Below are 24,215 nucleotides of genomic sequence, written 5' to 3'. Positions count from 1 at the left end.
GAAGTCGTGCAGCCGATCCTCCTTTCGCTGATTACCTATCTCCCTCTCGCCGGTGCGCTGGTGGCGTTCCTGTGTCCCGGCAAAACCGAGGACCGGGATCGCGCCGCACGCTGGCTTGGTCTGTGGACAACTCTCGTGACCCTGGGGCTGAGCGTTCTGCTCTGGCTCTGGTTCGACCCTTCCGTGCCGGGCATACAGTTCGCAACGCGTCTGCGCTGGATGGGGGATTACGGCATTACCTACCATACGGGGGTGGACGGGATCAGCCTGGTGTTCATCCTGCTGACGGCGTTCCTGACCCCGCTGGCTCTTGGTGCTGGCTGGCGCAGCGTGCAGACGCAGGGGCGCGACTTCGTGGCCGCCATGCTCATGCTGGAAACGGCCCTGTTCGGCCTGTTTTCCGCGCAGGATCTGGTGCTGTTCTACGTCTTTTACGAAGCAACGCTCATTCCGGGCAGCCTCATGATCGGGATCTGGGGTGGACCCAGGCGCGTCTGGGCGTCGCTCCAGTTCTTTCTGTTCACCTTTGGCGGTTCGCTGTTCATGCTGGTCGGGTTGATCACCATGTGGCTGCATGCGGGCACGACCGATATTCCGGCCCTGATGCAGGCCGGTTTTTCCGAGCCCTTGCAGGGCTGGCTGCTGCTGGCCTTTGTGCTGGCGTTCGGCGTCAAGCTGCCGCTCTTTCCCCTGCATGGCTGGTTGCCCGATGCGTATTCCGAAGCGCCGACACCGGCTTCGGCCATGCTGTCGGGGGTTCTGTCCAAGACCGGGGCATACGGCCTGCTGCGGTTCGGGGTGCTGATGTTCCCTGACGCGGCGCGTGCGTTTGCTCCCTATGTGCTGGCGCTGGGTGTTGTGGCCATTCTGTATGCGGCCTTTGTCGCCTTTGCCCAGACCGACATGAAGCGCATGATCGCGTATTCTTCCTTCTCGCATATGGGCATGATCGCGGTCGGTCTGTTCACCCTCACGGCGGAAGGAATCGACGGCGCCATTTTCCAGATGCTGTCGCATGGTGTGGTGATCGCGGCTCTGTTCTTCTGCGTCGCCGCCGTGGCATGGCGGGCAGAAACCGGTCAGATTTCGGCTCTGGGCGGGGTAGCGCGGCAGATGCCGGTGCTGTCCCTGCTGGCCATGCTGTTTACCATGGCCAATGTCGGGCTGCCGGGCACGGGCTCTTTCGTTGGGGAACTGCTGGTGCTGATGGGGGCGGTGCATGTCTCGATCTGGGTGGCTCTGCTGGCGGGTGGTACCATGATCATGGGGGCTGTGTACATGCTCTCGCTGTATCGTCGGGTGCTGTTCGGCAGTGTCAGGGGTACGGTCGGTCTGCTGCGTGACCTGACAGCGGCCGAAATGGCCGTGCTGGTGCCGCTGGCCGTGGTCACGCTGTGGATGGGGGTTCACCCCGGCAGCTTTACCCGGCTGTTCGATCCGGTTGTGATGCAGGCCGTGCACGGGTCTGCCATGAGCGACGGTTTTGCCGCGTCATCCGGCAGGGGTCCGGTGGCCGTCCAGCATGCGGGCCATGTATCGGATGTGGTCAAGCTTGCCAGCCGGTAAGGCTGGCTGCCGGGTTCATGCCGGGCTGCCCCGTGCGGGCAGGATCGGTTTTATGGGCAGGACAGGGGGAACCCTGTCCTGCCTTTTTTGATGCCCTCTGTTCGGACCATGCCGTGATCCTATTGGGTAAAAGCCCGTTCGGGGTATATCGGCCCGGAACCACCCTGCCGCGCAGGGGCGGGGCGTTCACTGGCGGCAGGACTGCGTGATGGGCGTCAGGGCGGGCGCGATCGTCTGTTTGCCAGCCAGTGTCCTGCCTGAAGCTGCCGTATGGCGTTTTGGCGGGGTTTAATCCAGCAGTTCGGGCAGTTCGGAGGGCACGGGTTCATGGCTGGCGCGGCTTGGGCCCAGCACGATCCCGGCCGAGGCTGTGACAATGCACAGGATGCCGCCTAACTGACGTAGCGAGGGAATTTCGTGCAGCAGCAGCGTGCCCGACAGCGTGGCGCAGACAGGCTCCAGGCTGCATAGCAGACCGAACTCACGCGTGGTCAGGCGGTGCATGGCCCGCATTTCCAGCGCGTAGGGCAGGGCGGAGGAACTGAGTGCCACCACCACGCTCAGGGCCAGCATGGCGGGGTTATGAAAGCCGATGACAAGGGCTGGCACCGTGCAGGGAAACAGCAGGATAACCGCCCCGATCGCCATGCCCACGGCGCAGCCATGGCCGGGGGGCACCTTATGCGCGAGTTTGCGGCAGCAGATGATATAACCGGTCCAGAAACCGGCACCGATCAGCGCGTAGCCCACCCCCACCATATCGAGGGTCACGGCCGATTGCGGTTTGAGCAGCAGCCCGAGTCCCACCACGGTCAGGGCAATCCACAACACATCCGCCACGCGGCGCGAACTCAGGAAAGCCAGGGTCAGCGGGCCAATGAACTCGATGGCAACCGCAATACCCAGCGGCAGGCGGTTGAGCGCGAGATAGAACATGGCGTTCATGCCCGTCAGCGCAATGGCGTAAGGGAGCAGAACCCTCAGAACCCGCACTGAAAGCCCATGCCAGCGCCATGTGCCGAAAACCAGCACCAGTGCCACGGCGGCAAAAAAGGTCCGCAGCCCCAGCATGTTGCTGGCCCCGAACACGGGAAACAGTAGCTTGGCCAGCGAGGTGCCAAGCTGAACGCTGATCATGCCGCCCGTAACCTGCATGAGCGCCAGCATACGATCCCGCGCGGAGACGGCAGGAGAAGAAGACGACATGGCGTGTAAGCTCAATTCTTGCTGGAATGTCCAGAAATCAAATGTCGAGAAGTTCGTCCACGCTGCGGGCATGTTCCTGAATGAACGCAAAGCGCAGTTCCGGCCTGCGGCCCATCAGGCTTTCTACCCGTTCCCGGGTGTTCAGCCGTTCTTCCGCCGGCGTCACGACGCGTAGCAGAGTACGGCGTGACGGGTCCATTGTTGTTTCCTTCAGATCCGCCGGAGGCATTTCCCCCAACCCCTTGAAGCGTGACACGTCTATTTTGCCACGGCCCTTGAACTCTGTCTTCAGCTTGCGTTCGCGGTCGGCGTCATCCATCGCGTAAACGCTGCGCGCGCCCTGTGTCAGGCGGTACAGCGGCGGCTGGGCCAGGTACAGATGGCCGTTGCGTACCAGTTCGGGCAGTTCCCGGTAGAAAAACGTCATCAGCAGGGAGGCAATATGCGCGCCGTCCACGTCAGCGTCGGTCATGATGATCACGCGGCCGTAGCGCAGCTTGCTCAGATCGAATCCGTCGCCCGAACCGCAGCCCAGGGCTTCGATCAGGTCGCGCAGTTCCTGGTTGGCGCGGAGTTTTTCGGTGGTGGCGCTGGCCACGTTCAAAATCTTGCCCCGCAATGGCAGCACGGCCTGGTTTTCGCGGTTGCGGGCCTGCTTGGCCGAACCACCGGCCGAGTCGCCCTCGACCAGAAAAATTTCGGTCTCGGGCGCGTATTCCTTGGTGCAGTCGGTCAGCTTGCCGGGCAGGCGCAGGCGGCGTGTCGCACTTTTGCGCGGCGTGTCTTTCTGTTCGCGTCGGCGCAGGCGTTCTTCCGCCCGTTCGATGGTAAAGGCCAGCAGCGCGTCCGCCTGGGGCGGGTTTTGCGCCAGCCAGTGGTCGAACCGGTCGCGCAGCGCGGTTTCAACCAGCTTGCTGGCTTCGGTTGTGGTCAGCTTTTCCTTGGTCTGGCCCTGAAACTGCGGGTCGCGGATAAAAACCGACAACCGGGCCGCGATCATGCCCAGCACGTCCTCGGCGGCGATGCTGGCGGCCTTTTTTATCGAACGCTGTTCCCCCCAGGCGCGAAATCCTTTGACCAGCGCGTTGCGCAGCCCGGTTTCATGCGTGCCGCCCAGCGGTGTGGGGATGGTATTACAGTAGGAAATGAGAGAGGCCGCGCCGCTTTCCATAAAGCCGATCGCCCATTCCACCTTGCCGGTCTCGGTCCCGTCGGCTGCGGGCGGCAGTTGTGCCTCCGCCGCCCATATGGGGGCCAGCAGGGGGGCTTTTGGCCCCAGTTCGTCCGCCAGACTGTCGGCCAGCCCACCGGGGAAATGCAGCACCGCCTCAACCGGGGTTTCATCCCCCGTTTTGATCAGATCGGGGTCGCACGACCAGCGGATTGTAACGCCACGGAACAGGAACGCCTTGGAACGGCACAGTTTGTAAAGCCGTGCTGGCGAAAAGACATGGGAGCCGAAAATTTCCGGATCGGGCTGGAAGGTGATCTGGGTGCCGCGCCGGTTGGGGGCATTGCCGACCTGTTCCAGCGCCGTTACCGGTTTGCCGCGTTCATAGGACTGCCGCCACACAATACGGTCACGCGCGATTTCGACATCCATCCGGGCCGACAGCGCGTTCACGACAGATGAACCCACCCCATGCAGGCCGCCTGATGTGGCATAGGCCTTGCCGGAAAATTTACCGCCCGCGTGCAGGGTGGTCAGAATGACTTCCAGCGCCGAACGGTCGGGAAAACGCGGGTGCGGGTCCACGGGAATGCCGCGCCCGTTGTCGCGCACGCTCAGGCGGTTGCCGGGATCGAGCCGCACGTCGATGGTGGTGGCGTGGCCCGCCACGGCCTCATCCATCGAATTGTCCAGGATTTCCGCGGCCAGATGGTGCAGGGCCCCTTCATCCGTGCCGCCGATATACATGCCCGGTCTGCGGCGTACGGGTTCAAGGCCTTCAAGCACCTCGATGGCGCTGGCGTCATAGGCCTGCGGTTCGGCCTCCGTCTTGCGGGCTGAAGGGGCGGCGGGCTTGCGGGCTGGCGGGGGGGCGGAAAACAGGTCGCTCATGCGCAAAGTCTGTCCCGCTTTGGCGTTGATTCGTCAAGCGTGGCGAGGGCGTACCTGGCAAACTGTTTTTGCTGGCGGCTCTCATGCCCGCCAGAGTCCGGGTCATGCAGGCTGGCGGGGCACAATCTTCAGGCAGGCTGGGTTCAGGCAGACGGGGCCTGTACCAGGGCTACAGCCTGACCTGTCGGGTATGAACGCCGCCGGACCAGAAAGGCGCGGCGCTTGGCGGGAGCCTGCCTGTCAGCCCCATCCGTGGGTGTTGCAGACGGCATTCGGGCCATAGGGGTGGTCCATATGGCCTGTGCGGGTCAGGCCTTGCGTGCGCTGCGGCGCGCCGGGCGCGATGCGGCGGCGGGGGCCGCACAACTCTCGAACGAGGAGGGCTGGACCACATCCTTGCCTTCGGAATAGTTGGACAGGTCTTCCGCCGTTTCCAGTGCGTTGACCTCATCATACATGGCCAGGCGCTGCATGCAGAAGATCGTGCCCGATTGCAGGCCTTTTTCGGACTGCACATTGGCAAGCTGGGTAATGTAGTCGTCGTATTCACGCTGGGCGCTGCGGCCGTAGGTGGCGCGGAAATAGGCGTTCAGCTTTTCCTCTTCCTTCAGCAGGATCGGGCGGAACTTCGCAACCATGTCGTTGTACCGGTCCTGTGTCTTGCAGGACAGGGCCGTTACCATCAGCTCGCTTTTCAGGCCGAGCACGTTGAAGGCTTCGTGCACGGGGGAATGTCCGCAGGGGCTGGCGGCGAACGCGATTGTGCCATGGACCATGCCCGCGGCCAGGACACCCGCGGCGAGAAGACGGGAAAAGGACATACGGTACCTCCGACAAATGCTGCACAAGGCAATAGCGTATTCACGCAAGAAAGAAACCGGTATTTTTAGTTATACCGCCGTCCCGCCAGCCGCAGCCTTGCCCGGGGTGCGGTCTGGTAACCCCGGGGTAAGCCAGCTTGCACCCTGACTGGCGGCCCGGATAGGGCACGGTTTGTTCACACCGCCCCGCATGTCCGGGCTTTGAGCAAGGAGGTTCATTCTTAACAGCCATGTTTACGGCGAAATCATGACTGCATGACATGTGTTACATGACATGCATGGCCCGATGGGATCATGGTTCTCGCCAAAGCGAGGCAGCCGTGCTCAAAGGATAAGGGTATGCCTCTTTCTTCCCGTTGCCGGATGATTTAAAGGCAGAGACAGCTCACGCTGCGCGGCAGGTCTGCCACCGGGACGGTTCAGTCATGGTGGGGTGGTTCGCAGGCGCACATCGAGCTGGTGCATGTTCAACAAGAATGAAGCGGAGCTGCGGAGTGCGCTTACGAGGAATTGCCGGACTGGCATTAACTGGCAGTATGCTTGCCGGCTGTGCGACAACAGGTGGCCCTGTTCATCTCGGATCTCCCAATCCGTTCGGTTACATGAAAAAATCGGCCGTCTGTAAAACGACGCCGGTGGTCAAGGGTGCTGACGGCCAGCTTTCCACGACCATGACCGTCCGTTCGGATGACGGGTTGTGCGAAGTGCTGGTGTCTCAGCCCGGCGGCAAGGCCTATGCCAGCTTCGGGGTGGCGCCTCCGCCCGATCACGGCAAGGCGTTCCTGTATTCGCTCGATGGCAGCACTCATGTCACCTATACCCCCACGCTGGGATATGCGGGGCAGGATACGTTCACGGTTATTCTTATTCCCGGCCCCGGACAGGCCCGCACGCATCTGACGGTCACAGCACAGGTCGATGCGACGGGGGTTTATATTCCGCGCCCGGCGGTGACCGCTCCCGTGCCTGCAAGCGCCAAGGAACAGAAAAAGACGACCGGTCGCAGTCGCGCCGTCTCACACAAGAAATAACGGCTGTCCCTGCGGGGCCGTGCCTGCCCCAAGCGGGCCGGACCCTGCAACGGGGGCGCCACGTCGTCCCGCCGGGTGCGCCCTTACCGGTCTTGCGGTCATGATAGGGGCATGACATGTCCCGTGCATCCGTGCATCCGTGCATCCGTGCATCCGTGCATCCGTGCATCCGTGCATCCGTGCATGAGGGCGGGGCTTTTGCCGGGTTCAGCAGATCGGTCCTGCCACCCGGTTAACGCAAAGCCCGCGCATTTGTGCGGGGGGCGGGTTCAAAGCCGTGTTGTCAGGGCTTGGACAGGGCCCGCGCGCCAGCCTGGTGGCAGGGCCGCAGGCCCGGCCAGCCCCTCTTTCAGATCGAGAATGTGATAGGTTCGCTCAGCGGGCGTTTGAGACCGGCTTTCTCGGCCTGGCGCACCAGGTCTTCAAGCGTGGTCTGGCGCATCTGTTCGCTCAGCTTACGGTCGAACTTTGCCCAGCACGGTTCTATGATCTTGGTCAGCAGTGGGCCGGGGGTGGTTTCGGCATCGCTCTGGGTGTCGTCGCCTACGACGGCTTCGATAATATCCACCAGCGAAATGTCGCGTCTTGGGCGGCCCAGCTTGTAGCCGCCGCGCGGACCGCGAATGCTTTCCAGCAGTTTCGAGCGGGACAGTGCCTGAAGCAGCGGCTCGATTCCGCGGCGCACCAGCCCTGACCGCTCGGCGATATCCGCCGCGCTGACCGTGCCTGAACGCCCGGCATAAAAAGCAACATCCAGCATGATGAGAACGGCTGTCATTGCTCTGTCACGACGGAGAATCATGGACTGTATCCTTCCTGCTGCCCGGTATGGCCTGTCATGCGCCGCATTGCGGCATTGTCTGGCCGCCATGTTACTGTTTTCCTGTTCAGAATACGCTATAGCAGGAGAATGTCGGTTTATCTACGTTGTAGTTTCGTATTATAATCGCATATCTCGTAAACAGTTCTTCCGGGGCCTTGAATGACAGCGACAACGCAGAAAAACGAGCAATACGGCTTTGCCGCACCGCGCGGGCGCGTTTACGATTCGGTCATGAACGTTGTTGGCGGCACACCGCTTGTCGCCCTGCCACGCCTGATGCAGGAAGACGAGCTGAAAAGCCGCCTGCTGCTGAAGCTGGAATTTTTCAACCCGCTGGGCTCGGTCAAGGACCGAATCGGCGCCGCCATGGTGCTGGATGCCGAACGCCGTGGGCTGATCACGCCGGGTCGTACGCTGCTGGTGGAGCCCACTTCGGGCAATACCGGTATTTCGCTGGCTTTTGTGGCGGCCGCGCGGGGGTACAGGCTGGTCGTGACCATGCCTGAAGGGGCCTCCATCGAACGGCGGCGCATGCTGCGGCTGATGGACGCGCAGGTGGAACTGACCCCCTCGCGTCTGGGCATGGCCGGGGCGATCGCAAGAGCTAACGAAATCTTGAACGAAACACCCGACGCCTGGATGCCCGACCAGTTCGACAACCAGGCCAATCCGGCGGTGCATGCCGCCACCACAGCCGAGGAAATCTGGGCTGACACGGCAGGCAAGGTCGACGTGGTGGTGGCAGGTGTGGGAACGGGCGGCACGGCCACGGGTATTGCCATGGCGCTTAAATCGCGTCGTCCGGGGCTTGAGGTGTTCGGTGTCGAACCGTCCGAAAGCGCCATCCTGAACGGGGATGAACCCGGCCCTCACGGCATTCAGGGTATTGGCCCGGGTTTTTGTCCCGGTACGCTCGATACCAGCCTGCTCGATGGCGTTCTGACCGTAACCGAGCGTGAAGCCATTGCCGCGGCCCGCCGATGCGCGCGGCTGGACGGCATTCCCATCGGTATTTCATCGGGGGCGGCCCTGCATGCCGGGCTGCAACTGGCGGCCAAGGATAAATACAAGGGAAAGACCATAGTGGTGATCACCCCGTCCTTTGCCGAGCGCTATCTTTCCACCTCGCTCTTCAACGGGCTGTAGGCCACGCCTGTCGGAGCCCTTGACCCGGTGCGTCTGCCGGGTTCCGACAGGGCTCAGGGCTCAGGGCTCAGGGCTCAGGGCTCAGGGCTCAGGGCTCAGGGCTTCCGGTGGGCATAAAAAAACCGCCTCCTGCAACGGGGCGGTTTTTTTGTCGTTAATCGGTCCGTCTGTCAGCGGAAGACAATTTCCACCCGGCGGTTCTGTGGCTCTTTGGTGTTGGGGCCGGTGGCGACAAGCTGGTTGGCTTCCCCATAGGCATGCACATCGATGGTGGAGCCGGCAACGCCGTCGCGCATCAGTTCGGCTTTTACGACTTCCGCCCGGCGCATGGACAGTTTCATGTTGTAGCTCGCTCCGGCTTCGCCCGGTCGCGCGGATGAATTGTCCGTATAGCCGGAGACGACAATGCGTGTCAGCGCGACCCGCGTGGCGGCCTGTGCTGCCGTGTTGACAATGCTTCGTGCCCGGTCGGTCAGGTCTGCCTTGTCCCAGTCGAAAAAGACCAGATAGCTGCGTGTGGCCTGGGGGGCGGGCACGGCAGGTGCCACGGCAGGCGGTGGCGGCGGTGGCGCAGGATTGAATTCATACCGCAGGCCCAGCATGAGCGAGTGGTTGAAATCGGTCTTGGTGTCGTGGTTGGTGCTGGCGAAGGAATAGGCATGCGTCTGGTTCATGCCGCCTGCGGCCGAACCGCCGACAGTGCCCCAGCCCGAGGCCGAGTGCGACTGCGGGCCAAGCATGGTCCAGAACCGGTATTCCGCCGTGGCCGACAGGCCAACCGCGCCGGGCAGGGGAAAGGACAGGCCAAAAATGCCCTGATAGGCAAAATTGCCGAACGTGCCGCCCATATGCTCGTTAAGCTGGTTGTTGGGCATGGTCAGGGACGTGCGCAGCGCCGTCCAGCCATAGCCCACACCCGCGCCGAAATAGGGGAAGATGTAGCGATTGCCGATGTCCATGTCGAACAGCGCATTGGCCATGACGCCGTAGGTCTGGCGGCGGCCGCCGGCCTGGGTCTGCAGCGCGTCGTTCGCAAGCTGCCTGTAGGCCATGCTGCGGTAGTCGCCTTCGACCTCGACACGAAAGCCGTTGCCCAGGCCCCAGCCGACAGACCCTATGCCCACGCCGCCTGTGCGCCACCGGTCACGCCCGCTGGGGAACGCGGTGGACGCACGGACCTGCTGGTCCTGGTTGAAGGTAGCCCCCCCTTCGCCCGATACGTACAGACCCTGCACCGGCTGCGCGTACGCGCCAGCGGAGAAAAACAGAAGCCCAGCGGCCAGAGGAGCAGAAAGCAGCGTTTGCGCAAGCAGAGTCTGGCGCGGCTTCATGGTTTTCTCCCCGCTGTGGCAGTGCGATACGTCGGGTACGACGTCAGGTGAAAGGACGGCACACATGCTTGCCTTCTTTGCTGGAAAGTTGTCCCCGGTGCAACAGGCAGAAAGGGGACTTTGCCCAAACCGGCCTCTTTTGTCGGCAATAAATCGTGTATCCGTGTGACATAAGTCACAATGTATATGCCTGTATCAAAGCAGTATTGCTTGAAACGGAGGGCTGAAATCAGCCGCATCGATCTCCAGCACCCACAGGTCGGGGTCGTAGCGTAGCTGACGGGCAACGTAATCCTGCACTTCGGTTTCTGTCAGGGGGGTGGGGCCGGTGGCCCGTAGCCAAGCACTTTCACCGTCTTGTGTTCGTGTCTGGCTCAGGACGACGCCAAGCCCACCCCTGCCGTTGAGCACGACCAGTATGCCGCCCGCATCCGGGTCGCCCTTGCGGGCCATGACCGCCATGCGCCCGTCCATGGCGGACTGGCGGATGATGGCGCGGGCCACGAGGTCGCTGCGCAGGCGGGGGGCGGGGTCCATGCCGGTCATCAGTTGTTGGTGGACAGGATGGGGGCCGATGCCGCCTCATCCGGTATGGCGGCAATCGCGGTTTTGTACCAGGCCGGGTTTTCAAGCAGGGCGCGGGCCACGTCCAGATCCCTGTCGCTGCCCAGTGCGGCGGGGCAGGCCTTGCGAATGGCCAGAATGCGCGACACCGGCAGCGGGTAGCGCGCCGCGCGTGAGGCCGCGACCGCAGGCTGGTTGTCCAGGCGGCCCGCGGGCAGGTCTGCCAAGGTGCGGGCTATGTCCGCCTCGCCAAGGCTGGTGCAGATCTGGGGCATGACGCCAAGCCCCTGCAACGGCCAGTGCAGGGGGGCGATAACGCGGCTCCAGGTTACGAACAGTTCGCCCTCGTCAGGAAGCTGGGCCACGGTCTGGACCAGCCCTTTGCCAAGAGTCGCGCTGCCGATCACCACGGCGCGCCGGTGGTCCGCCAGAGCGGCGGCCAGAATTTCAGCCGCACTGGCAGTACGGCCGTCGACCAGAATGGTAATGGGCAGGCCGTTGGTCATGTCTCCGCCCTGCACGGCCCAGATATGGTTGGCCTGCGGGTCACGCCCGCTCGTTACGGCCGCAACCCCGTGGTCCAGCAGGAGGGCCGCCGCCGTAACCGCCTGTTGCAGCACGCCACCCCGGTTGCCGCGCAGGTCGATGATAAGCCCCTTGAGGTGTGGCGCCTGGGTCGCCTGGTCCAGATACTGGCTGAGTTCTTCCGCCGTGTCGGACGAAAACGCGGTAATGCGCAACACGATGATCGAGCCGCTGGCAAAGGCGAAAACAGTCTCGGGCGGGACCTTGGCGCGGCGCAGCACCACCGTGCGGGCCCGTGCCTGCCCGGGGCTGAGCAGGCGCAGCACCAGCCGGGAGTCCGCAGCCCCGCACAGCCACTGGCTGACGGTGGCCGCCGACTGCCCTGCCGTGGAGCGGTTGTTGACCGCCAGCACCCGGTCGCCCGTCTCGACCGCGGCGGGCCAGGCCGGTCCGTTGGCGTTGATTGCGGCAATGACGACATGCCTGCCTGCCTGGGCAAGGGTTACGCCGGCATCGGCTTCCCCGCCGATCCGGGCCTCACGGTCGGTGACGGCGGAGGACGGGCCGATATAGCGCGAATAAGGGTCCAGATGGTTGAACAGTTCGTCAAAAAACGCCTGGAGCAGGTCGTCGCGGCTGGCGGTGCGCACGGCGTCGGAATGGGCGCGGGCTGTCTCGAGAAAGTCGGTGGCAAGCTGGGCCCAGCCGTCAATATTGTCCTGCGCCGGAGCCGGACGGGACAGAAGGTGCGTCTGCCCCGACAGGAGCTGGATATCCGCCCCGCGTGTATCGAACGCCAGTGACGGGTCCAGCGCCGTCAGGCACCCCAGACCCCACAGCGTGAAGTCCCGGCTGGTGTGTGGATCGAGCGTGCGGGGCCCGAGGAATTGTAGCGCCGTACCGATGACCGAGCGGACCAGCACAAGATCGGGCGCGGCGGGCATATCCGCTGCATTGTGCTGGTCCTGGGTGTCTGCCGCCGCGTTGGCCGCCGTGGCATTGGCGGCGGTCGCGCCCGCTGCCGGGGCGGCAGGGGGTGCGGGGCTGGCGGCCACGCTTGTGGGCGCGGTAACGGCGGCGGCCGGAGTGCTGGCCGTCGGCAGGGGCTGGCTGACCGCAGGGGGCGGGGAGCCGGCCGATGGTGGATTTAGCGACGCACTGGCCACGGGCTGGCCGGTTACAGGACCGCTCCCCGCTGGAGCGGTGGCGTCGCCCGTATGTATCTGCTGAACGGCGGATGGGGGAGGTATGGTGGGGGCTGCCCGTTCGGTGGGAACTCCCGCCGTTGATGTCCCCTGGGTTGCTGGCGTTGCGGTGGAGGTATCGGCAGCAACCGGCCTTGAGGAAGACGGCGGCGCAGCCGTTGCCACACCCGCGCCACTGGCCCTGTCGGCCTGCTGGGCGGTGGCAGGGGCGGTGGCAGGGCCGGTGGTGCCAACAGCCGGTGTGGCCGTGGGGGGCAGGGGTTTCTGGGCCGGGCTTTTGTCCTGCGCGCGCAGGACAGCAGGCTGGCAGAGCAGCAGCACCGTGACAATCATGATCGGCAGGCCGCACAGCGGCAGCGCGCGTCGCCCCCGGCCGGAGGCGGGCCCGGCAGGTGGCAGGCCCCGTGCGGACAGGTCGCGTACGGGTGGGCTGCGTGCGGGCAAGCCGCGAAGGGCGCAGGCGCTACAAAAAGGCAGGTCAGCACGCATGAATGGGAGAAGCCAGAACTACAATGCCCCGCGCCGGGCAGGTTGCCAGCAGAACTGCTGAAAGTACGGTCCCGCCCCCATCAGGGGTGAAACGGCGTGGCGCGGCGCCGCCGTGCAGCGAATCGTCAGCCCCATTCTTGTGGGAAGGAAAGGCCGACCAAGGAAGAAAAGACGGAGTTCCTGTTTTCGTCAATCGTACACGAAGGCCGTTCCGTGTTGCTGTCATGGCATGGACGCTCACGCGTCCGCCAGTCTCCGGGGTCAGGTAAAGGGCCGCCAGCCGGTTCTGGCAGTCCTGCCCGATCTGGTCCGCCCGGCGTTCCGTAACGTTCAGATGCGCCGCAAGTGTGGCCATGTCCTGTTGCGGCCGGGCAACAGCAGGCGGGGCTGGCGGCGCGGCTCCCGGTGGGTTGGCAGGTTCGCACAACCCATTGAGCAGGCGGTGGTTGACCAGATCGGCGTAGCGGCGGATCGGGCTTGTAAAATGCGTATAAAGCGGCAGTGCAAGTCCCGCATGGGGGGCTTGTGTGGCACTGTAGCGGGCTGTGGGCCGTGGTGTTGCCGCACTGGCGCGGGCATGGGTTCTGAACAGCCCTGCAAGCCCGTGGTCATGCAGCATGGCTGCGGCATGGGCATTGGCCGCGATCATGCAGGCGGCCACCATGTCGTGCGCGGGCAGGCGTGTGCGCTGCGTAAACGCCACGGGCAGGCCCGCGTCATTGAGGGTGACGTGCCAGGCGGCATCTTCCTGCCGGCTTGCGCCACGGCGTGCGTCGGCCCCGGCCAGCGCGCTGCCTGCGGCCTGCAGGGTGGGTAGCAGGTCTGCCGGCAGGGCATGGATTGCATGGCCTGCCGGCAAGGCTGTGCCGTCAAGGGTGGTCTGCACGTCCTCGTAGGTCAGGCGTGCCTTGCTGCGCATGACCCCGCGACCCAGCCGGGTGCTGTGTGGCGTGCCATCCGCGCGAAGGTGCAGTTCCACGAACAGGCATAACCTGTCCTGCCCCGGCAGCAGCGAGCAGGCATTTTCCGACAGGTCGGGCGGCAGCATGGGCACGACCTGGCCGGGCAGGTAAATGGAGGTGCCACGCTGGCGCGCCTGCCGGTCCAGGGCCGAGCCTTCGGGAACGTAATGGCCGACATCGGCAATGGCTATGACCAGCCGCCACCCGTCCGCCAGTGTTTCGGCCCACAGGGCGTCGTCAAAGTCATGGGCGGTGGCGTCGTCCATGGTCAGGAACGGCAGGTGGCGCAGGTCTTCCCGCCCGTCAGCCTGCCAGTCCTGCCCGGAGCGTCCCTGCATGGCCATGGCGGCCTGTCTGGCCTGCTCCCCTTCGACGAGTGATGCGGGCCAGAACGCCGTGGGCGCGTCATGCGTCAGCAGGCTCAGGCGCTGGGCCATGCCGGGTGCCGCGGCACGGCCCAGCAGCGTGTGCGGGCGCACGGTATAGGTTCCGGCCTGTCCGGCTGGCAGAAGGTCTGCCAGTGCGACGTCACCGGGTTCCAGAACAGGGGCAGCGCTGTCCTGCCCCGTGTCGGCGGGGGCGGCGGGCAGGCTGGCGGCATCGTGCAGCGCCACGGCCAGACGTGGGTCACAGGCCACCAGCATTGCGGGGGCGGGCTGTTCCGTGCCGGACAGTGCCGCTATGGCCAGCTGGCGGGGTTGTCCGTCCAGCAGGCGCAGGCCACGGGCTTCACGCAGGCGTTGGCCGCTGGGCGGGCGCAGGCGCACAAGCACCCTGTCCATGGGCAGGAGGGCCGGGGCGTCGGGCGGTGGTGTCAGCAGGATAACGCGCGGTGTATGGGGGGCGTCGGGCAGAAAACCGTGTACCGTGCCGTCTGCCGCGACCGTGCTGACCCGCAGGCAGGCAACCTCGGGCAGGCCTATGGAGGCTTTCAGGCGGTTGGGGGGCAGGTCCAGCAGGGCACCGGCAAGAGCCATGTCATGCAGCAGCGCTTTCAGGGCTGCCTTGCGGCTGACGGGCAGCCCCAGGGCGCGCAGGATGTCCGACAGGCCGAGGGGCGTGTCGGTCCCCGTGCCGGGTGGGCTGCTCTGCCCGCGCAGCACCGCCAGAACGGCCGCCGCAGGGGGCGGGGCCGTTCGTTCAGCCCCGTGAGCCATGGTGCTCAGTCAGCTTTCTTTTTGCGTGGGGCGGCAGGCTTGGCGGTTGCCGACGCGGTGGCCTTGCGTGCCCTGGGCTTGGCGGCGCTTTTGGCTGCTGTCTTCGTGGTTTTGGCAACGGCGGTTTTGCCAGTCGTGGCCTTTTCGGTGGCGGTTTTTCCGGTGGCTGCCTTGGTGGCGGCTTTTTTCCTGGGTGCTGCCTTTTTCGCTCCGGCCTTGCCTTTCATCGGCTTGCCTTTTTCCACCAGCAGGGCCACGGCCTCGTCCAGCGTGACGTCATCCATATCCGTGCCGCGCGGCAAGGTGGCGATCATCTGCCCATGCTGCACATACGGGCCAAAGCGGCCCTTGCGCACCATGACCGGTTCGCTGTCCTTGGGGTGGTTGCCCAGGCTGCGGATGGAGGCCAGTTTTTTGGCCAGCGCATCCACCGCGCGGTTCAGCCCCACGGTCAGAACATCGTCATCCTTGTCGAGCGAGCCGTAGACCGCGCCCATTTTCACGTAAGGGCCGAAACGGCCCAGCCCGGCTTCGATCGGCTCACCCGTTTCGGGGTGGGTGCCGACAAGTCGGGGCAGCGACAGCAGGCCCACCGCCTGGTCGAGCGTAATGCTCTGCCCGTCCATGCCCTTGGGCAGCGACGCGCGGCGGGGCTTGGCTTTTTTGTCGGCAGGGTCGGGTTCGCCCTGCTGCACGTAAAGCCCCCACGGCCCCTGGCGAACGGTAATGTCCTCCCCCGTGTCGGGGTGCTGGCCCAACAGCCGCATACCGTCCTTGAGCGTGCCGCCATTGTCGCCATCCTCGGTACTTTCGGCGATCAGGCGGCGGGTATACTGGCATTCGGGGTAGTTGGAACAGCCGATGAACGCGCCATACCGCCCGAGCTTGAGCCCCAGCCGTCCGGTCCCGCAGGACGTGCAGTGGCGTGGGTCCGACCCGTCCGCGCGGGGCGGGAAGAAGAACGGCCCCAGATCCTTGTCCAACGCGTTGAGCACGTCGGTAATGGTCAGTTCCCTGGTGTCCGCTACCGCCTTGGAAAAATCCTGCCAGAAGGAGGACAGGACATCTTTCCACTGCGCCTGCCCGGCCGAAATATCGTCCAGCAGTTCTTCAAGGTTGGCGGTAAAGCCGGTGTCCACGTAGCGTTCGAAAAACGAGACGAGAAAAGCCGTGACCAGCCGTCCGCGCGCCTCGGGCACGAAACGCCGGTTTTCAAGCTGCACATAGCTGCGGTCCTGCAGCACGGTCAGGATGGAGGCATAGGTGGACGGGCGGCCAATGCCCAGCTCTTCCATTTTCTTGACCAGCGACGCCTCGGAATAGCGCGGCGGCGGCTGCGTGAAGTGCTGGTCGGCCTCGACTTTTTCGCGCTTGAGCGGGTCTTTCTCGGTCATGGGGGGCAGCATGCGGCTGTCGTCATCGGCCGGTTTGTCGCTGTCGTCCCGCCCTTCGCGGTAGAGCTTGAGAAAGCCGTCGAAGGTGATGATGGAGCCGTTGGCGCGCAGCACGGTCTGGCCCGACGGGCCGGAAATATCGACCGCCACCTGGTCGAGGGCCGCGGATTCCATCTGGCTGGCCATGGCGCGTTTCCAGATCAGCTCATACAGGCGGCGCTGGTCGTGGTTGAGGTGCCGGGCCATGGAATCGGGCGTGCGGGTAATGTCCGTGGGGCGGATGGCCTCATGCGCTTCCTGCGCGTTCTTGGCCTTGGACGTGTAGACACGTGGCTTGTCGGGCACATACTGCGCCCCGATCTGGCGGCCGATATGCTGGCGTATGGCCTGTATGGCTTCCTGCGCCATGGTCACGCCGTCGGTTCGCATATAGGTGATCAGACCCACGGTCTCACCCCCCAGGTCGATCCCTTCGTAAAGCTGCTGGGCGGTACGCATGGTGGTCTGGGCGCTCATGCCCAGCTTGCGCGACGCCTCCTGCTGGAGGGTGGAGGTGGTAAAAGGTGGCTGCGGGTTGCGCCGCACCTTGCGCCGCTCGATGGAGCGCACGCTCAGCGGCTCCGCCTCCACGGCTTTTTTCGCGGCTTCTGCCAGTTCGGCGTTGTTCAGGTCGAACTGGTCCAGCTTCTGGCCCGCAAGGTGGGTCAGCCGCGCGGTAAAGGGGGCGTTGGTGGGGGTCAGCAGCGATGCCGTGACGCTCCAGTATTCGCGCGGCTTGAAAACCTCGATCTCGGCTTCGCGCTCGCAGATCAGTCGCAGGGCGACGGACTGCACGCGGCCCGCGCTGCGCGAACCCGGCAGCTTGCGCCACAGCACGGGGGACAGCGTGAACCCGACCAGATAGTCCAGCGCGCGGCGGGCCAGGTAGGCTTCGATCAGCGGAAAATCGAGTTCGCGCGGGTGTTCCATCGCATGACGGATCGCGCTTTTGGTAATTTCGTTGAACGTCACACGCTGGACATCCACCCCTTTCAGGGCGTTGCGCTCTTCCAGCATGGCGCGGACATGCCACGAAATGGCTTCGCCCTCGCGGTCGGGGTCGGTGGCGAGATAGAGGTGACGCGCGCCCTTGAGCGCTTTGACAATGGCGCTGACCTGCCGGGTCCCGCGCTCGTCCGACTGCCAGGACATGGCAAAGTCTTCGTCGGGCAGAACCGAACCATCCTTGGGGGGCAGGTCGCGCACGTGGCCGAACGACGCCAGCACCGTGTAACCATCGCCCAGATATTTGTTGATCGTTTTCGCCTTGGCTGGCGACTCGACCACAACAACGTCAGTCATACTCACTCCGACCTGCCCGGAGGCAGCGCACTTATCTACTCGTTTCCGCCCGCTCGTCCGCCTGTGTGCCTGTCAGGCCTACCCGACCGTCCGGATAGGTCATGACGCGGCCCGAAAGCTCAAGTTCGGTGAGCGCGATCAGAACGGCAGAAACCGAGAACTGGCAGCGCCTTACCAGATCGTCAACCGCTATGGGCGTAATGGAGAGAAGATCGAGCACGCAGCGCTGCCGTCCGGACACCAAAACAGGATCGGAAACAGGGGGTGCCGAGGGGGGCTGCGATACGCTGCCGGGTCGGGCGGTGGAACTGGTGCCTGCGTGGGTGCCAGCGCCTGTGTTGGTGCCGGTGGCCTGGTGGGTGGTCCGTTGTGCGGGGGGAACGCCATGGGGTGAGGGCATGGATGCCGGCATGGGCGAAGACATGGGTGACGGTATGGGCGAGGGTGGAAAGCCGTTGCGGTCTCCGGGCGTTGTCGCTGCAAGGGGGGGCGTGGGGTCGGGTGTGAACAGGTCGGGCAGGGCTGTTGGCGTGCGCGGCGCGGCCATCCGCTCGAATGGCGGGAGATGAAGCACGATATCGGCCGCATTTTCGGTCAGGGTAGCCCCCTTGCGCAGCAGGTCGTTGCTGCCCCGGCAGCGCGGGTCCAGGGGGGAGCCCGGCACCGCGAACAGTTCCCGCCCGTAATCGGTGGCCATACGCGCGGTGATCAGCGTGCCCGAATGCAGGGCGGCTTCCACCACCACGCAGCCCTGCGCCATTCCCGCGATCAGCCTGTTGCGGCGCGGGAAATGGCGGCCCAGCGGGGTGGTGCCCAGCGGGGCTTCGGTCACAATCGCGCCATGTTCGGCAATTTGGGCCTGCAGGGCGGCATTTTCGGGTGGGTAGGGGCAGTCCAGCCCCCCGGCAATGGCGGCCACCGTCATTCCCTGGCGGAACAGCGCGCCCCGGTGGGCGGCCGAATCAATCCCTCTTGCCAGACCCGACACCACGACAAGCCCTGCTGCGGCCAGTTCGGCGGCCAGACTTTCGGCCAGCCGCAACCCCGGGGCCGAGGCATTGCGCGCGCCCACAAGGGCTATGGCAGGCTGGCTCAGGCACGCCACATCACCCAGTACGCTCAGCACCGGTGGCGCGTCCGGCACATGGGACAGAAGGGCCGGATAGGCATGGTCGAGCACGGTAAGAAAATGCCCACCCAGCCTGAATGTGGAGTCTATCTCACGTTCGATGGCGGCAAGAGGGGGAATGACAACAGGGCGCTTGCCGCGTGCGGCAAGCTCGGGCAGGGCGTCGAGCGCGGCCTGGGCGGAGCCATGCCGGGCTACGAGCCGCCGCCATGTGCGCGGGCCGATCTGCTCGGTGCGGGCCAGACGCAGGCAGGCGACAAGCGTGTTCAAACAGGTGATCCGGGCATGGCCCCTGTGCTGCGCCGCCTGCACACCGCAAGGCCCGGCCCACGCCGGGGTCGGGACGATGGTGGCCGTAATGCCGGGCCGGAGCGTGGCCTAGCGCTTGCTTTCACCGACCCGGGGTTCCGTTCCGCTAAGGATACGGCCGATGTTTTCGTGGTGGCGGGCCAGCACCAGCAGGCTGATCAGCATGGTGGCCAGCGGCTTGGGCGAGGTCTGGAAGGAAAAACCATAAAGTGCCAGAACCACGAGCGGCATGATGACAAAGGCCGAGAGCGCCCCGGCGGATGAAATACGTGTCAGCCGGGCGACACCCAGCCACGCGGCACATCCGGCAAGTCCGGTCAGTGGCGAGAGGGCAAGCATGACCCCAAGCCCGGTTGCAACACCCTTGCCCCCCCGGAAGCCAAGAAAAACCGGGTAGCAATGCCCCACCACGGCGGCAATGGCGGCAACCGTGCTGGTATAGTCGGAAAAATCGGGCGGGGTCATGATCCACGCAATGGCCACCGCCAGCATGCCCTTTGCTGCATCCAGCAGCAGCGTGGCCGCGGCAAGGTCCTTGCGCCCGGTGCGCAGCACGTTGGTGGCGCCGATATTGCCCGAACCGATCTTGCGCAGGTCGCCCGCGCCGGCAAGGTTGGTCAGCAGCAGGCCGAACGGCACGCTGCCCAGCACGTACCCCAGAAAGGCCATGGCCGCGACCAGCCACAGGGCGTAGGTGGGTAGGGCCTCTGTCATGGTGTACCTGCCTCATAAACGCGGCGGCCGGTTTTCCAGGTGCCCAGCACGCGGCCTTCCAGCGGACGACGGTCGAACGGCGTGTTCTGCGCCCGGCCGGGCAGTTCCCCGGCGCGGACCAGCCAGCTCTGTTCGGGGGCGAACAGGCACAGATCGGCCGCCGCACCGCGTGCCAGCGTGCCGGCATCCGACCCCAGCAGGGCTGCCGGGCGGTGTGTCAGCAGACCGATGGCGCGGGCCAGATCCAGCGTACCGTCATGCACGCGGGCCAGTGTCACGCCCAGCAGCGTGACCATGCCCGTGCCACCGGTCGCGGCCTGGGCAAACGGCAGGCGCTTGTCATCCGCGTCGCGCGGGAGGTGGTCCGATGCAATGGCGTCGATCGTGCCGTCGGCTAGCGCGGCACAGACGGCAAGCCGGTCGTCCTCGCTGCGCAGGGGGGGGGAGAACTTGGCGTAGGTCCGGAAATCGCCAATGGCGTTTTCGTTCAGGTCGAAATAGGGCGGTGCGGTATCGCACGTCACGCGCAGGCCGCGTGCCTTGGCGTCGCGGATCAGGGCAATGCCCTCCCCGGTGGAGACATGGCCGAAATGCAGCCGACCGCCTGTCAGTTCCGCCAGGCGGATGTCACGCGCGATCATGATGGCTTCCGCGGCGGTGGGAATACCCGCAAGCCCAAGCCGTGTGGCCATGGCCCCCGATGTGGCGCAGCCTGAACCGGCCAGCGATGGGTCTTCGGGGTGCTGGATGACCATCGCGCCAAACCCGCTGGCATAGGACAGCGCCAGCCGCATCAGCCGCGCAGGGTCCACCGCGCGGTTGCCGTCGGTAAAGGCTACGGCGCCCGCTTCGTGCAGCATGCCGATTTCGGCCAGTTCCTTGCCTTCGCAGCCTTTGGTCAGCGCGCCATAGGGCAGGATGGTGACAGCCCCTGTCTCGTCCCCGCGGACGCGCAGCATGCGCACCAGTGCCGGGTTGTCGATGGCGGGCTTGCAGGTGGGCAGGGTGGCGAGTGTGGTAATACCCCCGGCGGAGGCCGCGCGCACGGCGGAGGCTATGGTTTCGCGGTATTCGAAACCGGGTTCGCCAATTTCCACCCGCATGTCCACAAGGCCGGGGCACAGCACGGCACCCTTGCCGTCCACAACCGGCATGCCTTCGGGCACGCCTTCCCCGCCGGGTTTGCCAAGACCTGCGATCAGCCCGTCCTGAACGAGCAGGCTGCCCGGCTGGTCCACCCCGGCCGATGGGTCGAGCAGGCGGACATTATCGAAAAGAAAACTGTTCATGCGCTGTGCCTGCCACGGGTCAGGCGGTCCAGCACGGCCATGCGGACGGCCACGCCCATTTCCACCTGTTCCTGAATGACGCTTTGCGTGGAATCCGCAACGCTGCTTTCTATTTCCACACCCCGGTTCATGGGGCCGGGGTGCATGACCAGCGCGTTCGGGCGGGCCAGTTCCAGCCGCCTGCGGTCCAGCCCGAAAAACCGGAAATACTCGCGCGCACTCGGCACAAGACCGGAGGACATGCGTTCACGCTGGAGGCGCAGCATCATCACCACGTCCACGCCGCGCAGGCCTTCTTCCATGCTGTGGAAAATATCGGCCCCCAGGCGGCCAAGAGCACCGGGTACCAGGGTGGGCGGGCCTACCAGACGGACGCTGCTGCCCATTGTGGTCAGCAGGTGGATATTGGAACGCGCCACGCGCGAATGCGCCACGTCGCCGCAGATGGCGACAGTCAGCCCGCCCAGCGTGCCAAGGTGGCGGCGGATGGTCAGCGCGTCCAGCAGGGCCTGCGTGGGGTGTTCGTGCATGCCATCCCCCGCATTGACCACGCAGGCTTCCACCTTGCGGGCCAGCAGGGCAGGGGCACCCGACTGCGAATGGCGGACCACCAGCAGGTCGGTGCGCATGGCGTTCAGCGTCGCCGCCGTGTCCAGCAGGGTTTCCCCCTTGTTGACCGAGGACTGCGCGACGGACATGTTGATGACATCCGCCCCCAGCCGCTTGCCAGCCAGTTCGAAGGATGTGCGCGTGCGCGTGCTGTCCTCGAAGAACAGGTTGATGAGCGTGCGCCCGCGCAGCACGTCACGCGGGACCTTGCGTGAACGGTTGAGCAGGGCATAGCTCTCGGCCAGATCCAGCAGGGGCTCGATCTGGTCCGGCGTCATGCCCTCCAGCCCCAGCAGGTGCCGGTTATGGCGGGAATGCGCGCTAGCCATGCAGAACGGCTCCGATACGGGCCAGTGTTTCATCCCGCCCCAGGGCGTGCAGGGTCGCGTCGATCCCGGGGGAGGAGTTGGAACCGCTGACAGCCGCGCGCAGGGGCTGGGCGACCTGCCCCAGCTTGTGGCCGCCCTTTTCGGCAAAGCGGCGCAGGGCGGCGTCGATCTGTTCGGGCGTGAAGGGGCTGACAACCGCCAGGTCCCGCGCAAGTTCGCCCAGCAGGGCGCGGCCTTCGGGGGTGAGCAGTTTTTCCGCCTTGGCGTTCATGGGCAGGGGCACATGGCGGCCCAGGAAAGCGGCGTTCTCGGTCAGTTCGACCAACGTGCGCGCGCGCTCCTTCAGGCCCGGCATAAGGGCCAGCACGCGTGCGCGGGTGGTTTCATCCACGCTCACGCCCTCAACGGCTTTCAGCCGTTCCATCACGTCGTCGGTCAGGCGGGTGTCGTCGGTCTGGCGCAGCCACACGGCGTTGACATGTTCAAGCTTGGCATAATCCATGCGCGACGCCGCACGGCCCACGCCGTCGATATCGAACAGCCTGATCTGCTCCTCGCGCGAGAGGATTTCGGCATCGCCATGCCCCCAGCCCAGACGCAGCAGGTAGTTGCACAGGGCTTCGGGCAGGTAGCCCTGATCGCGGAATTCCACCACAGACTGCGCGCCGTGCCGCTTGGACAGCTTGGCCCCGTCCGGCCCGTGAATGAGCGGCAGGTGCCCGAAGCGCGGCAGGTCCCAGCCCATGGCGCGGTAGATCATGGCCTGGCGGAACGTGTTGGTCAGGTGGTCGTCACCCCGGATGACATGGGTAATGGCCATGTCGTGGTCATCCACCACCACGGCATGCTGGTAGGTGGGCGTGCCGTCCGAGCGCAGCAGGATCATGTCGTCCAGTTCGGCATTGGCGACTCGCACCTCGCCCTGCACCAGATCGTCGATCAGGGTTTCCCCCTCACGCGGGGCCTTGATACGGATGGCATACGGTGCGCCGGCCGGGGCTGCTGCCGGGTCACGGTCGCGCCACATGCCGTTATAGCGGGGGGGCTGGCCGTTCTTTACGGCGTCCTCGCGCATCTGCCTGAGTTCCTCGGGCGTGCAGTAGCATTTGTACGCCAGCCCTTTTTCAAGCAGTTCAAGGGCCACTTCACGGTGGCGCGCTTCCCGCGTGGACTGGAAAACCGGTTCCTCGTCCGGGGTAATGCCCATCCAGTCCAGGCCCTTGAAAATAACATCAACGGCCTGTTGGGTGGAGCGTTCGCGATCGGTATCCTCGATACGCAGGAGGAACTTGCCGCCATGGTGACGGGCAAAGAGGAAATTGAACAGGGCTGCGCGGGCATTGCCAATATGCAGCAGGCCTGTCGGACTCGGGGCGAAACGCGTGCGGATGGTCATGGGGCGCATCCTTATCACGCGCGGGCACGCGGAGCCATATGCTCGGGCTGATCCACACCACCCTGCACGGTGTTGCCGCCCGAGTTCTGTCGGCTGGTCGACTGGCCGGTCCCCGGCCTGTTCCCCTGTTCTTCCGCCTTTGCGCTTTTTTTGCAGCCCTTGTGGCCGCGGAGCAGCGTCGGCTTGTGTTGTGGGTGCCGGTCGGGGTGGCGGTCGGGGCGTGGCTGTATTTTGCCCTGCCGGTCGAGCCCGACATGGCCGGTGGCCTGCTGGTGCCGCTGGGCGTGTTCTGCGCGGGCCTTGGTGCGGGTCTGCTCTTTCGGCACAGGCTTGGGACGCGTGTCGTGGCGGGCGGCTGCGTCAGCCTTGCGGCGGGTTTTCTGCTGGCAAGCCATGCCACGCACCGCCAGCCGCCCATGCCCGAACTGCCCCGGCGCGGGGTGGAGATTACGGGGGTTGCCGTGGCCGTGACACATGCCGCCCCCGCCACCCCCGGTGGGGCCGACATACGCTGGCTGGAACTGGGGGGCGCGGTTTTTCACACCTATCTGACCCAGGACATGCAGCCCCTGCGGCGTACGCTCCGGCTGAGACTGCGCGCGGGGGATGCAACGCCCCTTGCCCCCGGTGTGCGCGTGCGTGTGCGGGTCGTGCTGCGCCCGCCGCGTGAGCCCGCGTTGCCCGGCGGGCGTGACCCGCAGTTCGAGGCGTGGTTTTCCGGGCAGGCGGGCAACGGCATGCTGCTGTCCCCCGTGCAGGTGGAAGTGGCGGGCGCGGCTGCCGACTCCGGGCCGGACGGGGCCGGGCGGGCGAACAG

At 65.3% G+C, this 24,215-nt stretch carries 18 protein-coding genes; 4 read left to right on the top strand and 14 right to left on the bottom strand.

The genetic code is table 11. The features are described from left to right. Positions 1 to 6: 6 nt before the first annotated feature. Positions 7 to 1,566, top strand: coding sequence for a complex I subunit 4 family protein (locus ABF990_RS11715; protein WP_415492404.1), 1,560 nt, complete (start codon positions 7 to 9; stop codon positions 1,564 to 1,566). A gap of 288 nt (positions 1,567 to 1,854) precedes the next feature. Here the strand turns inward: ABF990_RS11715 and ABF990_RS11710 are convergent, their stop codons facing one another. The 3 genes from ABF990_RS11710 to ABF990_RS11700 all read right to left on the bottom strand — a co-directional run bounded on the left by ABF990_RS11710 (position 1,855) and on the right by ABF990_RS11700 (position 5,655). Continuing rightward, complete coding sequence (locus ABF990_RS11710) at positions 1,855 to 2,772, bottom strand: EamA family transporter (protein WP_415492405.1); 918 nt, start codon at positions 2,770 to 2,772, stop codon at positions 1,855 to 1,857. Positions 2,773 to 2,809: 37 nt separating this feature from the next. Then, positions 2,810 to 4,834, bottom strand: coding sequence for a DNA topoisomerase IV subunit B (gene parE / locus ABF990_RS11705; protein ID WP_415500971.1), 2,025 nt, complete (start codon positions 4,832 to 4,834; stop codon positions 2,810 to 2,812). 308 nt (positions 4,835 to 5,142) lie between these two features. Then, on the bottom strand, positions 5,143 to 5,655 hold the full coding sequence (locus ABF990_RS11700; RefSeq protein WP_415492407.1) for a hypothetical protein: 513 nt from the start codon (positions 5,653 to 5,655) through the stop codon (positions 5,143 to 5,145). A 494-nt stretch (positions 5,656 to 6,149) separates the two neighbouring features. On the opposite strand from ABF990_RS11700, the gene ABF990_RS11695 reads away from it, so the two are divergent. Then, positions 6,150 to 6,686 (top strand): Ig-like domain-containing protein, encoded by a 537-nt coding sequence (locus ABF990_RS11695; RefSeq protein WP_415492408.1) that lies wholly within the window; start codon positions 6,150 to 6,152, stop codon positions 6,684 to 6,686. A gap of 349 nt (positions 6,687 to 7,035) precedes the next feature. On the opposite strand, the gene ABF990_RS11690 is transcribed toward ABF990_RS11695, so the two are convergent. Next, complete coding sequence (locus ABF990_RS11690) at positions 7,036 to 7,488, bottom strand: RrF2 family transcriptional regulator (RefSeq protein WP_415492409.1); 453 nt, start codon at positions 7,486 to 7,488, stop codon at positions 7,036 to 7,038. A 180-nt stretch (positions 7,489 to 7,668) separates the two neighbouring features. On the opposite strand from ABF990_RS11690, the gene cysK reads away from it, so the two are divergent. Next, the gene (gene cysK, locus ABF990_RS11685; RefSeq protein ID WP_415492410.1) at positions 7,669 to 8,655 is read left to right on the top strand and encodes a cysteine synthase A; all 987 of its coding nucleotides are present in this window, start codon (positions 7,669 to 7,671) and stop codon (positions 8,653 to 8,655) included. 170 nt (positions 8,656 to 8,825) lie between these two features. Here the strand turns inward: cysK and ABF990_RS11680 are convergent, their stop codons facing one another. The 10 genes from ABF990_RS11680 to gltX all read right to left on the bottom strand — a co-directional run bounded on the left by ABF990_RS11680 (position 8,826) and on the right by gltX (position 23,398). Next, a complete protein-coding gene (locus ABF990_RS11680; RefSeq protein ID WP_415501044.1) occupies positions 8,826 to 10,052 on the bottom strand; it encodes an OmpA family protein in 1,227 nt (408 codons plus the stop codon). 129 nt (positions 10,053 to 10,181) lie between these two features. Then, complete coding sequence (locus ABF990_RS11675; protein ID WP_415492533.1) at positions 10,182 to 10,523, bottom strand: DUF1491 family protein; 342 nt, start codon at positions 10,521 to 10,523, stop codon at positions 10,182 to 10,184. A gap of 8 nt (positions 10,524 to 10,531) precedes the next feature. Then, positions 10,532 to 12,178 (bottom strand): S41 family peptidase, encoded by a 1,647-nt coding sequence (locus tag ABF990_RS11670; RefSeq protein ID WP_415506623.1) that lies wholly within the window; start codon positions 12,176 to 12,178, stop codon positions 10,532 to 10,534. 580 nt (positions 12,179 to 12,758) lie between these two features. Next, positions 12,759 to 14,888 carry an RNB domain-containing ribonuclease gene (locus ABF990_RS11665; protein WP_415500909.1) on the bottom strand — a complete coding sequence of 710 codons (2,130 nt, stop codon included), beginning with the start codon at positions 14,886 to 14,888 and terminating at the stop codon, positions 12,759 to 12,761. A 5-nt stretch (positions 14,889 to 14,893) separates the two neighbouring features. Beyond that, positions 14,894 to 17,623, bottom strand: a complete 2,730-nt coding sequence (topA, locus tag ABF990_RS11660; protein ID WP_415500908.1) for a type I DNA topoisomerase — start codon at positions 17,621 to 17,623, stop codon at positions 14,894 to 14,896. Between the two features lie 31 nt (positions 17,624 to 17,654). Beyond that, a complete protein-coding gene (gene dprA, locus ABF990_RS11655; RefSeq protein WP_415500907.1) occupies positions 17,655 to 19,022 on the bottom strand; it encodes a DNA-processing protein DprA in 1,368 nt (455 codons plus the stop codon). Between the two features lie 108 nt (positions 19,023 to 19,130). Then, entirely contained in the window at positions 19,131 to 19,775 is a 645-nt protein-coding gene (gene plsY / locus ABF990_RS11650; RefSeq protein ID WP_415492314.1) for a glycerol-3-phosphate 1-O-acyltransferase PlsY, read from the bottom strand. Next, positions 19,772 to 21,064: a dihydroorotase gene (locus ABF990_RS11645; RefSeq protein ID WP_415492313.1), complete on the bottom strand. Its 1,293-nt coding sequence runs from the start codon at positions 21,062 to 21,064 to the stop codon at positions 19,772 to 19,774. Before ABF990_RS11645 ends, plsY begins: the two co-directional genes overlap by 4 nt. Further along, the gene (locus ABF990_RS11640) at positions 21,061 to 22,002 is read right to left on the bottom strand and encodes an aspartate carbamoyltransferase catalytic subunit (RefSeq protein ID WP_415492312.1); all 942 of its coding nucleotides are present in this window, start codon (positions 22,000 to 22,002) and stop codon (positions 21,061 to 21,063) included. The genes ABF990_RS11645 and ABF990_RS11640 overlap by 4 nt, the downstream gene beginning before the upstream one ends. Continuing rightward, positions 21,995 to 23,398 carry a glutamate--tRNA ligase gene (gene gltX, locus ABF990_RS11635; protein ID WP_415492311.1) on the bottom strand — a complete coding sequence of 468 codons (1,404 nt, stop codon included), beginning with the start codon at positions 23,396 to 23,398 and terminating at the stop codon, positions 21,995 to 21,997. Before gltX ends, ABF990_RS11640 begins: the two co-directional genes overlap by 8 nt. A gap of 38 nt (positions 23,399 to 23,436) precedes the next feature. Between gltX and ABF990_RS11630 the strand changes: the two genes are divergently transcribed. Continuing rightward, the coding region (locus tag ABF990_RS11630) for a DUF4131 domain-containing protein (RefSeq protein ID WP_415506620.1) at positions 23,437 to 24,215 on the top strand (779 nt) is incomplete at its 3' end.

Origin of the sequence: Acetobacter sp. (assembly GCF_047723915.1) — a bacterium.
Classification (GTDB): domain Bacteria; phylum Pseudomonadota; class Alphaproteobacteria; order Acetobacterales; family Acetobacteraceae; genus Acetobacter.
The sequence above is the reverse complement of the archived record's forward strand: the minus strand, read 5'-3'. Positions and strand labels throughout refer to the sequence as shown.

Coding starts and splice junctions, on each gene's coding strand:
- ABF990_RS11640 (WP_415492312.1), bottom strand. CDS start 22,002: ATGGCTAGCGCGCATTCCCGCCATAACCGGCACCTGCTGGGGCTGGAG.
- ABF990_RS11700 (WP_415492407.1), bottom strand. CDS start 5,655: ATGTCCTTTTCCCGTCTTCTCGCCGCGGGTGTCCTGGCCGCGGGCATG.
- parE (WP_415500971.1), bottom strand. CDS start 4,834: ATGAGCGACCTGTTTTCCGCCCCCCCGCCAGCCCGCAAGCCCGCCGCC.
- gltX (WP_415492311.1), bottom strand. CDS start 23,398: ATGACCATCCGCACGCGTTTCGCCCCGAGTCCGACAGGCCTGCTGCAT.
- cysK (WP_415492410.1), top strand. CDS start 7,669: ATGACAGCGACAACGCAGAAAAACGAGCAATACGGCTTTGCCGCACCG.
- ABF990_RS11645 (WP_415492313.1), bottom strand. CDS start 21,064: ATGAACAGTTTTCTTTTCGATAATGTCCGCCTGCTCGACCCATCGGCC.
- plsY (WP_415492314.1), bottom strand. CDS start 19,775: ATGACAGAGGCCCTACCCACCTACGCCCTGTGGCTGGTCGCGGCCATG.
- ABF990_RS11710 (WP_415492405.1), bottom strand. CDS start 2,772: ATGTCGTCTTCTTCTCCTGCCGTCTCCGCGCGGGATCGTATGCTGGCG.
- ABF990_RS11675 (WP_415492533.1), bottom strand. CDS start 10,523: ATGGACCCCGCCCCCCGCCTGCGCAGCGACCTCGTGGCCCGCGCCATC.
- ABF990_RS11680 (WP_415501044.1), bottom strand. CDS start 10,052: ATGTGTGCCGTCCTTTCACCTGACGTCGTACCCGACGTATCGCACTGC.
- ABF990_RS11690 (WP_415492409.1), bottom strand. CDS start 7,488: ATGATTCTCCGTCGTGACAGAGCAATGACAGCCGTTCTCATCATGCTG.
- ABF990_RS11665 (WP_415500909.1), bottom strand. CDS start 14,888: ATGGCTCACGGGGCTGAACGAACGGCCCCGCCCCCTGCGGCGGCCGTT.
- topA (WP_415500908.1), bottom strand. CDS start 17,623: ATGACTGACGTTGTTGTGGTCGAGTCGCCAGCCAAGGCGAAAACGATC.